This is a genomic window from Paenibacillus hunanensis, from assembly GCF_034055775.1.
GTDB classification, from domain to species: Bacteria; Bacillota; Bacilli; order Paenibacillales; family Paenibacillaceae; genus Saccharibacillus; species Saccharibacillus hunanensis.
Map to the genome: position 1 here is coordinate 305,748 of NZ_CP139194.1, position 15,015 is coordinate 320,762.

Here is a 15,015-nt window from a genome sequence, read left to right on the forward strand (position 1 = left end):
CGAGCTAGGAGTGATGGTCGTGTTCAAAATACTGGCGATTGATGATGATCGCGATATTCTTACGCTTATCGGTAATATTTTGCAATTGGATCAGCATCTAGTTAGCGTTCGCGATCAGGTGCATCAGCTAACGATTGAGGATGTACAGGGCTATGATTTGATTTTGCTTGATGTGATGATGCCGCAGCTGAATGGATTTGATTTTTGCTGTACCATCCGAGATGCGGTTGATTGTCCCATCTTGTTTTTGACAGCACGCTCGGAAGAGGAAGCGATCGTGCAGGGGCTCATGACAGGCGCCGATGATTATATTACCAAGCCGTTTGGTGTGAAGGAATTGCGAGCACGTGTGAATGCCCATTTGCGGCGGGAGAAAAGGGAGAAGCGACCGTCCCGTCAGCAGATTGGCGATTTCACCTTCGATTTTGATCTGCGGCAAATCTGGATTGACGATATCCAGCTGCATCTCACCAAAAATGAATACAAAATATGCGAATGTTTGGCTCGCAATCGTCATCATGTGTTCACGCGGGAAGAGATTTACGAAGAAATCTATGGCATGGATGGCAATGCACTATATTCGACCATCACCGAATTTATCCGGTCGATCCGTAAAAAATGTAAAGAACATAACCGAATGCCGATTACGACCGTCTGGGGTGTTGGATACCGGTGGGAATAAAAATACATAAACGCAAAACGACCCTGCGCCGAGAATTGTTCAAGTATCTGGTTGCGCTTGGGCTGAGCTTTGTGCTGGTTATTGGATTGTATCTGGCACTCACGACCTTTGCCATCAGTGCAGGCTGGGTGTTCCCTGCCAACTACAATGAACAGCTGATCAAGCAGGGAGAGCCGATCATACGCGAAGCAGCAGTCGTTCGTGAGGATATGCTTCCGCTTGGTTCCAAGTATGTCGTTCTGGATAAACAGAGTCATGCCGTGCTGTATGGCAATATGGACGATGCAGAGGTGAAGCTAGCCAGTCAGCTCGTGAATGGACGATCTCCAGCGTATTACGGACAGACCGTGTATACCCTGATTGAGCGTCCTAACGATTACTGTGTGCTGCAATCCGATCTGCGTCCGCAATTCAGCTCGCCCTATTTACGCAGTCATCTGCCCAATTATGAATGGACGGGTAATGTGCTGCTGGGGCTATCCATCGTGATCATCTCTTTTCTGGTGACGACTATATTTGCCAGAAGATTTCAAAATAGTCTCAAGACATTAACACGGATCACACGTCATATCCAAAACCAAAATCTCGATTTTGCGGAGAAGAAGTCAGGCATTAAAGAATTTGACGATGTGGCGCAGGCGTTAACTGAAATGAAGGATGCATTACAGCAATCGCTGGAGACGCAATGGAAAATGGAACAGACCAAGCAGGAGCAGATTGCAGCGCTTGCCCATGATATCAAAATTCCAGTTACTATTATTCGCGGTAATGCGGAATTGCTTAGTTTGTCTGAGCAAAATCACGAACAGGATATGTACACCCGTTACATTTTGAATGCAAGCGACAAAATCGACCAGCATGTGCGTATGCTGATTATGATGTCGCGCACGGGTAGTAGTCTGACTCTCCATAAAGAGAATGTCGCCATTCAGGAATGGTTAAAAGAACTGCTGAGTGATACTCGTGCCTATGCAGGCTGCAAGCATATCGCGATCGAACAGCAGGGGCAATGCACCGACATGGTCGTGCCACTGGATAAGCAGTTGTTTCACCGTGCCCTGATGAATATTATTGCCAATGCACTCGATCATACGCCGGAAGGTGCCAGTATGCATATCGATGTCCATTGTGATCGACATGGCTTAACGCTTGTGATTACCGACAGTGGGCCGGGCTTTACGCCAGAGGCACTGGAAAAGGCGACCGAGCTATTTTACAGAGGCGATAAAGGTCGGAACGCAGATGGTCACTATGGCATGGGATTGACCTTTGCCGATTACGTGATCAAGCTGCATCATGGCTCGCTACAATTGCAAAACGATCTGAAGGGTGGAGGCGGGCAGGTGACGATTCGCGTGCCGAGTGCCTCGGAAGAAGCGCAGTCGACATCGAATATGGCGAATGGAAATGTGTAAAATCTATTCTTTGCTCGTATAAATAAATGACATCTTTCAGCGCCTTCTTCACGTATGTATAATGGAGCACAGCCGCTATTGATTCATCCTGTAAAGGATTGACTTAATAGTATGTGGGATTTTGAAGTGTGCTATACTATTGCACATCCGGCCACTTGGTCGACGTGGAGTGAAGCGTTGGAGGAGGAAGCTTATGAATTCAAGGTATTTAGCGAGTATTTCGCTTGCGGTGATGGCAGCCGGATTCATCGTGACGCTGTTTCTGCCGCAGACGACACTCGTTTTGCTGATTCAGGGCGGCTTTGAAGCCGGACTGGTCGGTGGGATTGCCGACTGGTTTGCAGTAACCGCGCTGTTCCGGCATCCGCTGGGATTGCCCATCCCGCATACATCGCTGTTAACCCGTAATCGCGAGAAGATTATCCGCTCGCTCATCTCGGCGATGGAGAACGAATTGCTTAACAAGGAAAGTATTGAAAATAAACTGCGTCAGTTCAAGCTATTCCCGTTTGCACTGTCTGCCATCACACGCCAGCTAGGTAAAAAGGCGATTCGACGCGAGCTGGTAAATCTGGTTATTCCACCTGTCCAACGGATGGATATGAAGCCGATCGCCCATTTTGTCACCTCCGGTCTGACAGATTATATGCAAAAAGCCGACCTGCAAGCGGCAGGCAATAAGGTGCTAACCCATATGCTGACCGAGCGCTACGATGAAAAAGCGCTGGATCATATTCTCAAGCAGGTGCATAACTGGGCAAGCAAGCCGCAAAATCGCGACACGCTTGGTAAGCTGGCACTGGAGCAATTAGAAAATATTAACCTCGGCGGCTTCAAGGGCTTCGCCTTTCAAGCATTCGCCGGTATGATCAACGAGGAAATGGTCGGCGGTATTTTGCAAAATGCGATCACATCCGCGATGGATAATTTACAGGAACCAGGCAATGAATACCGTGAATCCCTGCTACGTGAGCTGCGTGTGCAAATGTTCCAGGTCATCGACGACGAAAATACCTGGGTTCGTGTCAAAGACTGGGCAGGCGACATGCTGCGCGGCGAAGCCGCTCACCTCTTCATCATGGAGCGTCTAGAAGAAGTACGCGGCATGGCCATCCGCATGCTAGAGCAGGAACGCGATACAGGCGGCAAAAACTTGTTCCGCGTCTACCGCACCGTCGTGCGTGAGCTAGGTAAGGACGAGGAGAAGGTGCACAGCTGGGAAGATCGCCTGCGTAACGGCATCATCCACGCCGTCAGCCGCAACCACTATCGTCTCGGTCAACTCGTCAAAGAAAACCTCGACCAGATGGACAACGACACACTCGTCCACATGCTAGAGGAAAAAGTCGGTCAAGACCTCCAATGGATCCGCGTCAACGGCGCCATCTGCGGCTTTATCGTCGGTATCATCCTGTCGCTGATTCATCTGAGCTTAGGTGCACTGTAACGCTTCGCATATCATGATTTATAACTGCAAAAGCCCATCTGTATAGGGGATTTCTCTCCCTATGTCGCAGATGGGCTTTTATATTTTGTTAAGTCAAGAAAATGCTACAATCACCACATAACGAAGGCAAGGAAATAAGGGAAAAGGACGACTTTGGAGGGGCGGGAATCTTCAATGTACTCCTAATCCAAAAGATTCCCGCGGCTCCACCCGAGTCCGTTCCCTTATTCCTTGCCGGAGTGCTGTAACTCAAAAGCACCCAATTTAACAAACTCATCATTCAGCTGTCCAAAATCGAAATCCCCCTGAACACCAACGATTCATAGGGCTTCAGTGTCGCCGGCTGCTCTGAGATCAACGCCCGTGCCACTTCACGCGAATGATCCTCATGCGTACACAGGATCAACTCCGCCGTTTCCAGCCGCGATGCCAGCTCCTGCGGAAGCTGCAATTCCGTCTCCGAGCGCGAGAAGTTCAGCACGATCAGCCAATGCTCATCATTCCACTCCCGTGTGTACGCGAAAATATGATCATGTTCGGATAACATACACTCATATTTCCCATACAACAGAGCAGCACTTTTGCGGCGCAAATGAATAAGCGTACGATACAGCGTAAAGATCGAATGCGGATCATCCGTTTGATCCTTTACATGAATTTCTGCCTTATTCGGATTCACCGGAAGCCATGGCTCATGCTTGGAAAAGCCTGCATAGGTGCTATCATCCCACTGCATCGGCGTGCGCGCATTATCGCGAGCTTTGGTACGGATTCGCTTCATAATCTTCTCCGGGTCTTCGCCATGCTCCTTCACCATCAGCTCATAATACATTCGCGCTTGCTGCTCGGTCACATCATCGATCGTATGCATATGAGGCGAGTTGGTCATACCAATCTCATCACCCTGATAAATGTACGGCGTTCCGCGTAGCGTCAGCTGGAAGATACCGAGCATTTTCGCTGATTCTACCCGATATTCGCCCTCATCACCCAGATAGGAGACGAGCCGTGGATGATCATGATTACTCAAATACGTTCCCATCCAGCCTTCGCCGTACAGATCATTTTGCCACTTGGCGACAATTTCCTTCAGCTCGTGCAGATCCCAGGATTTACTTTTCCACATATCGTCCGGATCATCGCAGATTTTGGAGGCTTCAATCATGAGCACCATATTCATTTCCTCGCGCTCTGGATTGGTATATTCCTTCACATCCTCCAGCGAGACGTCAGACGCCTCGCCTGTAGTGAACATTTTATAATGAGAAAATACCTCGGTGTACATTTCATGCAGGTATTCGTGAATATGCGGCCCATTTTTATAAAATTCGGACGAATTCGCCTGCATTTTATGCGTATCGGTTGCGGGTGGAAAGCTCGTATCCTTAGAAATAGCATTGACCGCATCAATTCGGTAGCCGTCTACACCTTTGTCCAGCCAGAAGCGCATCATCTGATGCATCTCCCGCCGTACCTCAGGATTGTCCCAATTCAGATCCGGCTGGTGCACACTGTAGGAATGCAGGTAATATTGCTCGGTTTCTCGATCATATTGCCACATGGAGTCGCCGAGAAAGGACGTCCAGTTATTCGGTGGCCCTCCATCCGGTGCAGGATCGCGCCAGAAGTAGTAATCCCGATATTTATTGTCACGGGAAGAACGAGCCTGCTTAAACCATTCGTGCTGATCCGAGGTGTGGTTAATGACCAGATCCATAATCAGCCGCATATTGCGTTCGTGGAGCTCTTCTAGCAGCTGCTCCAAGTCCTCCATCGTGCCATATTCCGGGTTAATCGCACAGTGATCGATCACATCATACCCGTAATCCACATTCATCGTCGTATAGATGGGAGACAGCCAGATCACATCCACACCCAGATCCTGCAAATAATCGAGTCTGGATATGATTCCTTGCAGATCCCCAATCCCGTCATTATTGCTATCTTGAAAGCTGCGCGGATAGATCTCGTAAACTACACTTTCCTTCCAAAATTCAGGCTTCATAATTTTTTTCATATACGCTTCTCCTATTCCTATGTGAATGACGTCAGGGTATTAGCTCATGTAATGTGTGATGTATGTGCTTGGACTGGTGGTGGTCATTTTTTAAGACGAGGTTCAATGAAAAAGTGATGTTGGCGAAAGCAAAATAGCTTACCCCATTCCATGAAGCCTCACTCACGATTGCTATCCAATGTATTGTGCAAAATGTAATAGAGCTTCTACTTTCTACATACCCGTATCAAGGTGACAACAATCGGTAAGGCTAGATTCGAATCTATATCTATAGGTATTGATCTTACAGATACGAATGCGGGATACAGGGAATATGGTTATATAATAAACAGATGTGATCGGGGGAGATGATCGGAATGGTGAGTCCAGAACTTGAGGTTATACGTTCTGAGCATGAATGGACATGGTATCGGCTACAGGACAGCAGGCAATTGATTGAGCACGAGGATTTTGATGAGCGTATGCAGGAATGGGCGGCTGAAAGTGTGATGTGTCGGCATAATCATATTTCGACGATCTCGTATGTTGAGGGCAATAATGCGATGAATGGCACATTGATTGCTCGCTTGGCAGATAGTGCGGCAGACGGGTGGATTTTTCATTATTATGTGAATGGGGATAAGCTGATCACGACAGGCGATACCGACTGGTTAGAGCAGGTGATTGGTGTGACCGAATGGGAAGAGTATGTACGCAAGCAGCAGACACCGATTGAGGGCTTTATTTTTATTATTAATTCCTTCATTCGGGCACTCTTCACACGGATGGATGCGATCGAGCAGAATCTAATGAAGATTGAGGAACGGATGCAGGGCAATAATGGTAGCCGCTTGCTCAAGGAAATTATCGATCTGCGTAATCAGCTCACTCGCTGGAATATGCATACAGTCGCTCTGCGCGAGATTGAATACGCGATTGAAGAGACGTTTCCCGATACGATAGAGCATTCGAATACGTGCCGAATTATGGAGATTTACCTGAAGCGTATTCGTATGCTACAGCAAAATTATGAGCATGAGATCGATTCACTGCTCAAGGTTGATGATAATATTGGCAATTATCGTTCTAATATGATCATGAAGACGCTGACCGTATTTACGGTGCTACTCACACCGATGACAGCGCTGGGCGCCATCTGGGGAATGAACTTTAAAAATATGCCCGAGCTGGATTGGTCATGGGGCTACGCTGGAGCGCTTGGCTTGATCGGTCTGACCACGTTAATTACGTACCTGTGGCTGAAGAGTACCGGTCTGACAGACGATATTCTGAAAATTAACATTAAGGATGAGGAAGAATCCGATAACTAAACACTCCTACATTCACATACAAACCAAACAGCCTTTCTGCGGAAAGGCTATTTATATTGCGCGGAGGATGTAACATTTTAGCTTATTCGAGTGTTATATGTATAACACCTCTAGTGTTAGCGATCTCCTAACACGGGGTGCAATGAAAAAGTGATTTTTGCAAAGCAAAATATCTTACCTAATCAGTGTTAGCGATCTCCTAACACGAGGTGCAATGAAAAAGTGATTTTTGCAAAGCAAATATTTCACCGTTTTAGTAAATGAATTGTTTCTATTTGTAACCTTCCTCAGGTTGTTCGCCGATAGTAACGATGATAACGTACATAGAGTCCGGGCAGCAGCATGTCGACAAGAACCGCTTTAATGACGTATTGGCAGTACATCATCGATGCAAAAGCGCTCGATTGCGGCATACCCACTCTAATGTGATCGATAGCGTATCCATATAAAGCTGGATAGAGATAGGAGCGCTTGATGCGAAACGTTATGGAGATCAGCTTGCTAGAGGACATCGGAATAGGGAAACAAGTTTGTAATCAGGGGACAAGGGGATGACAAAGTGAAAAAGAAAGTTAGCATGGCAGTGCTGGCAGCAGCACTAACTGTAAGTGGGGGCGTACATATACCGTACGCGGTTGCGGCAACGCCGATTCAAATTGTGATCAATGGAGTACAGCTGAGCACAGATCAGCCTGCTGTCATGTCGGGAAGTCGCACGATGGTACCGCTGCGAGGCGTATTTGAGGCGATGAATACGAATGTAGACTGGAAGCAGAGCACGCGTACCGTAACCGCAAGCAAGAATGGAACAACCGTTATTTTACCAGTAGGCTCCAAAACCGCCAAAATCAATGGCAAAACAACGACACTGGATGTACCTGCCAAGGTGATCAAAGGACGTACGATGGTGCCGCTACGCTTTGTAACCGAAGCGCTCGGTAGCAAGGTTGATTGGAACAAATCTACACAGACCGTCACCATTGCGACCACGACGCCAACACCTACACCAACGCCTACGCCAACACCGGCTCCGTCAGGTGCTGTGATGCCTGTAGCGTTTGTGAATGCGAGCGTGATTGGACAGCAGGGCAATGGCGGCGATATTCAGGTGATTTTTCCATCGTCATCAAGTAAGACAGGATTAAGCCAGTATCGTATTTTTGTAGCGAAAACATCCGATTCGAATTCATTCACGCTGTCGCGTGCGCTTACTGTACCGGCAGCGAACTATCAGGCTATCCCGGCGGGTAGCACAAGTGCGTATACGATTTCGCTAACCCCACAATCGCGTGATATTGACGGTGCCTTTATTCAAAAGGGTACATCGTATCGTGTATATGTGATGGCTGTCGGAAGTGCAGGCTATACGAGTGCGCTGACTCCAGCTCAATCCTCGATCACGATCGGTGGAACCGTGTCAGCCACAGCTACCGCTAGTAATGTGAAGCTGGTTGATGTAGCTGACTTCAACGATGGACGCGATCTATCGGTATCGTTTGACAAAGCATCCGATGAAAGTCTGGTATCCGGCTATCGTGTGTTTATCGTGAGAACGAATAGCGCGAGCAGCTTCAATCTGTCGCAAGCGACCGCTGTACCTTCAGCAAACTACACCACCGTAAGTAAAACAGGCTCCAATCAAACGGTGCGTCTGCAATCGACAGCACGTGATACATCCGGCACGATCATCCAAAAGGGAATTTCGTATACTGCCTATGTTATGGCAATCAATACAGCCAATGACGGTATCGGTCTGTCTGCGATGTCGAACAGCATTACACTGGGCAATGCTGCACCGGTAGCAACGATTACGAAGGTAGCCGATGTGAGCAATTTTGGCGATTCCCGCGATCTTCAGGTATCGTTTGATAAAATATCCGACGAATCTCGTATTAGCGGCTATCGTATTTTCGTCGTACGTAGCAAGGATTCGAGCAACTTCGATCTGTCGACTGCCAGCTCACTTGCTTCTTCCCGTTATATGGATGTGTCCAAAACAGGCGATTCCCGCATCATTACGCTGTCCTCGGGTCTGAAGGATAGCAATGGCGATGCGATTGTGAATGATGTTCCTTATCGTGTATTCGTGATGAGCCGCGGAACAGGCTCCTATGGAGACGCATTGTCCTCGTCATCATCGACGATCACATTGTCTTCCAGCAGCAAAACTGTAGGCAGTCCGAGCAGTGTGACATTAAGCGATGTGAGTGATTATGGAGATGGACGCGATGTACAGGTAAGCTTCACCAAAGCTAGTGACGAGACGCTTGTCAGCCAGTACCGCATCTTTATTACCAAGTCCTCCAGCTCTCTGTCACTCAGTCAGGCACAGAGTCTGACCAGCTCCCGTTATACCTCGGTGAGCAAAAATGGCTCGAACCAGACGGTTACACTCACATCGGGCGCGCGCGATACCGATGGTGATCTGATCAAAAATGGTGTGACCTACCGTGCATTTGTAATGGCAGTGGGAACAGGTGATGCATCGGATACGTACACGCTGTCCTCTGCCTCCGGTACAGCAGCATTGTCCGGTAGCACCGCTGCACTGGCTGTATCCGGTGTAACCGCAACGAATAGTGGTGCACGTGGTGATGCGTCTGACATTACAGTAAGCTTCACGCCTGCGAATGATGCGGGTGTATCGGAATACCGTATTATCGCGGTACGTAGCGATCAGGCAGGTGCATTTAATCTGGCAGCCGCGAATGGTGTAGTCGCCGCGAATTATACGCGTGTTGCGAAGACAGGCGCGGCGGTTACACAGGCGCTTACTGCGGCAACACGAGATAATAACGGCAACGCGATTGTGCGTAATGTCGGCTACCGCGTGTATGTGCTGACAGTAGCGGATGGACTAGTTCGTTCGGTTAATGCTCTGTCCGCTGCATCCGGTGAATTCAGTCTGACCGAAAAAGCAGTCGCAGCAGCGACTTCCGTATCCGCTGATCTGGTGAGCAACAACAGCGCGATTCGTGTAAGCTTCACACCACCAGCGAATACGACAGGGATTAGCTCCTATGCGATCATGCTCGTGCCATCCGGTAATGCGACCAGCTTCACACTGGCAGATGCTAACCGTGTGACTGCGCCGAACTACCAGACGGTAACAGGCTCGACTTATAATGAATGGTCATTTACAACGTTGAATACCGATGCAACGGGGAATGCTATTCGTGCCAATGTGGCATATCGTGCATTCGTGCTGTCCGTTGCCAATGGCAGCACAGCAACCGTGAACGCATTGTCTGTCGCTTCACGCGAAGCAACGATCATTTCGCAATAATCACCAACGCATCGATGTGCTCAAGCCGTTCAGCTCTAGCTGGACGGCTTTTTGCTGACCTCTGTTGACTGCACACACTGGGAAAAGGGTAAGATAGAGACAGGTCATATTATCCTGTGCCCCTGTGGCGGAAAGAGGGAATCACATTGGAATATGTTAAACTGGGCCATACTGGTCTTGAAGTATCGCGACTCTGTCTGGGCTGCATGAGCTATGGTATCCCGGATCGTGGCGCGCATCCGTGGACACTGGATGAAGAAACGAGCCGTCCATTTATCCGGCAGGCACTGGAGCTGGGGATCAACTTTTTTGATACGGCAAATGTATATTCAGACGGAACAAGTGAGGAAATTGTCGGTCGTGCGCTCAAGGATTATGCGCACCGCGATGATATCGTTATCGCTACCAAGGTACATGGGAAAATGCGCCCCGGCCCGAATGGCGGTGGCTTATCACGTAAGGTGATTATGAGCGAGATTGATAACAGTCTGCGTCGTCTGGGGACAGACTATGTGGATTTATACCAGATTCATCGCTGGGACCCGCTCACTCCGATTGAGGAAACGCTGGAAGCGTTAAATGATGTCGTACGAGCCGGTAAAGCGCGCTATATCGGCGCTTCATCCATGCATGCATGGCAATTTATGAAGGCGCTCGATATTTCACGTCAGCGGGGCTGGGCGAGCTTTGTATCGATGCAGAACTATGTGAATCTGATCTACCGCGAAGAGGAGCGCGAAATGCTGCCGCTCTGCCTGGAGGAGGGGATTGGTGTCATCCCATGGAGTCCACTGGCACGCGGACGCTTGACCCGGGATTGGGAGGAGCAGACCGCACGCTCTGAAAGTGATGCATTTGGCAAAACGCTCTACACCGCTGCGGTTGACGCTGACCGCGAAGTAGTAGGGCGTGTAGCTGAGATTGCCGCAGAGCAAGGCGTTCCACGCGCACAGATCGCTCTCGCCTGGGTATTACAGCAATCTGCGGTCACCTCACAGATCATTGGTGCTACCAAGCTGCATCATCTGGAGGACGCTGTGGCTGCCCTTGAAATCAAGCTAACAGCGGACGAGATTGCGCGACTGGAAGAGCCATACGTACCGCATCCAGTGACAGGGTTCCAGTGATAGCTAACCTGGTCACAGAGAACGCTAGCGTCTAGCTCACTACCTGTTGATGATTGAAGCGTCCTGTATCGTTTACAGGTCTAATCCACCATATCTTATGTGAAGTTAGGAATATCCATTGTGAGCTACACTGCGAAGTCATTGGCATGCGATATTTTGCTTCAACGAGAATAGATTGCAAACCAAAAAGCACCGCTATGCTGCTATGCATAGCGGTGCTTTTGAGCGTTAGCTTGTTCATTTCAGGCGATGCTACCCACACTATGGGACGTGATCGTCTTATTTTTACCCGAGCGCTTCGCATGATATAAATACTGATCCACCTGCTCGAATAGCTGCTCCTTATTGAGTCCAGGCTCACAGCTATGCAGCCCGATACTGATTGTGACCGTCTGATTGTCCAGCTCCGCCCAGTGAAGCCGAGCCAGATGTCGTCGTATATTTTCAACGAGTGCATAAGCTTCATCAAATGTCTTGTCAAAAATGAGCAAGGCAAATTCCTCTCCGCCATAACGTGCTGCAATATCGCTAGAGGAGATATGATCCTGAATAATCTGTGCCACCGTGCCAAGCACTTTGTCGCCAACCTGATGACCATACGTGTCATTGATCAGCTTAAAGTTATCGATATCGAGCAAGGCAAGATGCAGCGTCACACCCTGGCTGGCATAATCAAAGGCGGTATCGTAATAGTCTTTGAACGACACCTGATTATACAGATTGGTCAGACCGTCCGTTTTGGAAATCTTACTCATAATTGCATTTTTAACGATGAGATCCTGCTTGGATTGCATCGTATGATGCAGATGGTTTAAAATCTCGCTGCCACTTGAAACGATAACATGAGCGACGAATGTTCCTCCCAGTATAAATGCAGGTATGGAAATAACATCAAAAGGAGTGAGGAACGTACGAAAGTGGGGATCGGCGAAATATAAGGTCAGGAAGGCGAACATCTGCAACAATGCCGGAATCCAGAGCAACCTCTTATTAAAAAAAATCACTGCCGAGAAAATGGGCATCAGGCAGAGGGCGGTTATAATGCGGATATCATAGTTGAGATAAATAATCGTCCATGTAATGAACGTACTTGTTAAAAATAGAGCATAATACGAAAGTTGTAACCGAGTACGATGAATCCAATCAGCCCATACGATCATCAGCACCATACACGATGTCGGAATCAACAAAATATGAACAAAAAAGTGATAAGCAGTTGCTGGATAGTCCAAAAATAAAAAAGCCCCGAGCTGGGCAAAAAAGTGAATGAACACAACCACCCAGTAGGACCTCAGAAAATTGCGAATCCATTTTTGCTGCTTATTGACATGCTCCAGATGGTCAAACACAGAATCTGAGGATTTCATAACATCACCATACTGCCTCATTAGATAAATTACCAAACGATATACGTATTCACCTAGTTATTATAGATCATTATTTGGACAGAAAGAAGGTAATTTTTGGCACGATAGACAGGATAAACGGTAGGAATGAGTGCTTTTTTGACAATATTCTGATAATTTTATTCACACCCTGTCACTCTATACATACAGATTACCAACGATGGAACTATTTGTTGTGCATGCTAATGATCAGAGTGTCTACAATAAAACGCGAATCATGCCTCAATGCGTAGAAATAGGAGCGTTTGCATAGTCCCATTTTCCTGATTAGTCGAAAATCGACAAACGCAATAGGGACGCAAGTAAAAGCGGTTTCTTTTTTTCAAATTAAATTACAAAAATTCCCTTCCGGTGATTGTATTTAAGAGAATCATGAGTTATAATGAGTATAACGAAATCGTGACCTGAACTCACATATTGTAGAGGGTTATTGGTTTGTAAAAATAATAACCTTGTACAATATGTGATTTTTCATTTTATCGGATGTTTTTTTCTGAATAAAGAAGGTCATGTAAATTTAATTTTTGGAGGTACCCCACATGCAAACAGGTACAGTTAAATGGTTCAACGCTGAGAAAGGTTTCGGCTTCATCGAAGTTGAAGGCGGCAACGATGTATTCGTACACTTCTCCGCAATCCAAGGCGACGGTTTCAAAACTTTGGACGAAGGTCAACGCGTAGAATTCAACGTAGTTGAAGGTAACCGTGGACCACAAGCTGAGAACGTTGTAAAACTGTAATTCAGCTTATAAAAACGCCCTTAACGTCAGTTAAGGGTGTTTTTTTGTGTTTATAACTTGTTGTGTACAGCCTTAATATCGAGGGTATAGCCCAATTTTGTCGCGATCTTCTACCTGCAACGACGCATACGTCGGAAACGCAATTTTTATTGTGATTTACATAAATGATATAACATATTATAATATATGTTAATATTAAACATAAATCCTAATCCAAAGGTGATATTATGCCAGATAGCCCATTGTCTTTAAAACCAAGGTATGAACAGATGTATATTGAGCTTCGTTCACGTTTGCGAAAAGGGGTATACGGAGTCGGCGATAAGCTCCCTTCCGAAAAAGAGCTGATGAAGCAGTTCGATGTGAGCCGTATCACCTCGAAAAAGGCGCTTGATATGCTGGTGCAGGAAGGCTATATTGTTCGCCAGCCAGGACGGGGATCGTTTGTCATTCATGCGGGTGATCCGCCCGGTGAAAGCTATTCCGCTTCAACAAAGGCACCAGAGCCGCAGGAGCAAACAGGCGTCCAGCGTCGTCTGGCGAGCAAGCAGATCGTGATCGGTCTGATTATGGAGGACTTTAGCGACAGCTACGGCAAGGAGATGCTGGCAGAGATGGAGCGTACCGCACAGCGTCTGAATGTGTATCTGCTGATGCGGATGTCCTTTTCACAGCCGGATATTGAAGAAAATGCGATTCGTAGTCTGCGTGAATACGGAGTGGACGGACTGATTATTTATCCGACACGTGGACAGAGCTTTAATCCAGAGATTTTACGGCTGGTCATTGATCGTTTCCCGCATATACTCGTGGATCGTTATTTTAAAGGCACCGAATCGGCTTCGATCAGCACGGATAATGTAGAGGCAGCGCGCAAGGGCACGAATCATCTGCTCGATCTGGGACATCGACATATTGGTCTGCTCGCCTCCAAGGTGATGGACAATGTGGCGATTGAGGAGCGGATCGAAGGCTTTGTGCGTGCGCATGCGGAGCGTGGAGTCATACTGGATCGATCATACTGGCTCACCGATATGACGTGGAATGGAGAGACGGAAGCGGAAGAGCAGGAGCGTGTGCGCGTTAATGTGGATACGATCCAGCAGATGGTAGAGCATCAGCCGCAAATGACAGCGATCTTTGCGATGCAGTACGAGCTGGCGCTATTTGCCAAGGAAGCGCTGGAGCATGCTGGGGTGAAGATACCGGAGCAGATTTCGCTTATTTGCTTTGATAGCCCACAGGCGAGTGCAGCGCTGTATCCGTTTACACATTTGCAGCAGGATCAGCATTCGCTCGGACGACTGGCTGTAGAAAATGTGCTCAAGCTTATTGCTGGTGAAACGCTACCGGGACGGATCTCGCTTACTGCCGATCTGATTCATGGTCTGTCGACAGCACCGGCATTGTCTGAAGCCACTCAGGTGAAGCGTGCGACTGGAACCGATTAAATGACCCGTCACGATTGGTTAGAGGGAGCGATCAGCTAGCAGTTCAGATAGGTGAATACATGAGCATATTATCGTTCGATTGAACGTTATTGTCATGTAATAAATGGATAATATCATAGCTTATTCAAAACACC

General features: G+C 47.7%; 10 protein-coding genes. 8 read left to right on the top strand and 2 right to left on the bottom strand.

Features of this window, described 5'->3' with window-relative positions:
* The first annotated feature begins 19 nt into the window (after nucleotides 1-19).
* The 3 genes from SK066_RS01250 (at nucleotide 20) to SK066_RS01260 (ending at nucleotide 3,544) form a co-directional block, all read left to right on the top strand.
* The gene (locus SK066_RS01250; RefSeq protein ID WP_188774476.1) at nucleotides 20-682 is read left to right on the top strand and encodes a response regulator transcription factor; all 663 of its coding nucleotides are present in this window, start codon (nucleotides 20-22) and stop codon (nucleotides 680-682) included.
* Nucleotides 673-2,097 (top strand): sensor histidine kinase, encoded by a 1,425-nt coding sequence (locus SK066_RS01255; protein WP_320543325.1) that lies wholly within the window; start codon nucleotides 673-675, stop codon nucleotides 2,095-2,097. Before SK066_RS01250 ends, SK066_RS01255 begins: the two co-directional genes overlap by 10 nt.
* 193 nt (nucleotides 2,098-2,290) lie before the next feature.
* Nucleotides 2,291-3,544 (top strand): DUF445 domain-containing protein, encoded by a 1,254-nt coding sequence (locus SK066_RS01260; protein ID WP_320543326.1) that lies wholly within the window; start codon nucleotides 2,291-2,293, stop codon nucleotides 3,542-3,544.
* A 280-nt stretch (nucleotides 3,545-3,824) separates the two neighbouring features.
* Here SK066_RS01260 and SK066_RS01265 read toward each other — a convergent pair whose 3' ends face one another.
* Nucleotides 3,825-5,561 carry a glycoside hydrolase family 13 protein gene (locus SK066_RS01265; protein WP_320543327.1) on the bottom strand — a complete coding sequence of 579 codons (1,737 nt, stop codon included), beginning with the start codon at nucleotides 5,559-5,561 and terminating at the stop codon, nucleotides 3,825-3,827.
* 356 nt (nucleotides 5,562-5,917) lie between these two features.
* Between SK066_RS01265 and SK066_RS01270 the strand changes: the two genes are divergently transcribed.
* The 3 genes from SK066_RS01270 to SK066_RS01280 all read left to right on the top strand — a co-directional run bounded on the left by SK066_RS01270 (nucleotide 5,918) and on the right by SK066_RS01280 (nucleotide 11,284).
* Nucleotides 5,918-6,871 carry a CorA family divalent cation transporter gene (locus tag SK066_RS01270; RefSeq protein WP_320543328.1) on the top strand — a complete coding sequence of 318 codons (954 nt, stop codon included), beginning with the start codon at nucleotides 5,918-5,920 and terminating at the stop codon, nucleotides 6,869-6,871.
* 559 nt (nucleotides 6,872-7,430) lie between these two features.
* The gene (locus SK066_RS01275) at nucleotides 7,431-10,157 is read left to right on the top strand and encodes a copper amine oxidase N-terminal domain-containing protein (protein WP_320543329.1); all 2,727 of its coding nucleotides are present in this window, start codon (nucleotides 7,431-7,433) and stop codon (nucleotides 10,155-10,157) included.
* A gap of 146 nt (nucleotides 10,158-10,303) precedes the next feature.
* Entirely contained in the window at nucleotides 10,304-11,284 is a 981-nt protein-coding gene (locus tag SK066_RS01280) for an aldo/keto reductase (RefSeq protein ID WP_320543330.1), read from the top strand.
* Between the two features lie 242 nt (nucleotides 11,285-11,526).
* On the opposite strand, the gene SK066_RS01285 is transcribed toward SK066_RS01280, so the two are convergent.
* Nucleotides 11,527-12,651 carry a GGDEF domain-containing protein gene (locus SK066_RS01285; protein WP_320543331.1) on the bottom strand — a complete coding sequence of 375 codons (1,125 nt, stop codon included), beginning with the start codon at nucleotides 12,649-12,651 and terminating at the stop codon, nucleotides 11,527-11,529.
* A 578-nt stretch (nucleotides 12,652-13,229) separates the two neighbouring features.
* On the opposite strand from SK066_RS01285, the gene SK066_RS01290 reads away from it, so the two are divergent.
* Both SK066_RS01290 and SK066_RS01295 read left to right on the top strand, forming a co-directional pair.
* On the top strand, nucleotides 13,230-13,430 hold the full coding sequence (locus SK066_RS01290; RefSeq protein ID WP_017813974.1) for a cold-shock protein: 201 nt from the start codon (nucleotides 13,230-13,232) through the stop codon (nucleotides 13,428-13,430).
* A gap of 269 nt (nucleotides 13,431-13,699) precedes the next feature.
* Nucleotides 13,700-14,881: a GntR family transcriptional regulator gene (locus SK066_RS01295; RefSeq protein WP_320543332.1), complete on the top strand. Its 1,182-nt coding sequence runs from the start codon at nucleotides 13,700-13,702 to the stop codon at nucleotides 14,879-14,881.
* Nucleotides 14,882-15,015 lie beyond the last annotated feature (134 nt).

What these genes read in the sequence shown, in the direction of transcription:
- SK066_RS01290 (WP_017813974.1), top strand. Translation starts at nt 13,230, where the DNA reads ATGCAAACAGGTACAGTTAAATGGTTCAACGCTGAGAAAGGTTTCGGC.
- SK066_RS01260 (WP_320543326.1), top strand. Translation starts at nt 2,291, where the DNA reads ATGAATTCAAGGTATTTAGCGAGTATTTCGCTTGCGGTGATGGCAGCC.
- SK066_RS01265 (WP_320543327.1), bottom strand. Translation starts at nt 5,561, where the DNA reads ATGAAAAAAATTATGAAGCCTGAATTTTGGAAGGAAAGTGTAGTTTAC.
- SK066_RS01270 (WP_320543328.1), top strand. Translation starts at nt 5,918, where the DNA reads ATGGTGAGTCCAGAACTTGAGGTTATACGTTCTGAGCATGAATGGACA.
- SK066_RS01295 (WP_320543332.1), top strand. Translation starts at nt 13,700, where the DNA reads ATGTATATTGAGCTTCGTTCACGTTTGCGAAAAGGGGTATACGGAGTC.
- SK066_RS01285 (WP_320543331.1), bottom strand. Translation starts at nt 12,651, where the DNA reads ATGAAATCCTCAGATTCTGTGTTTGACCATCTGGAGCATGTCAATAAG.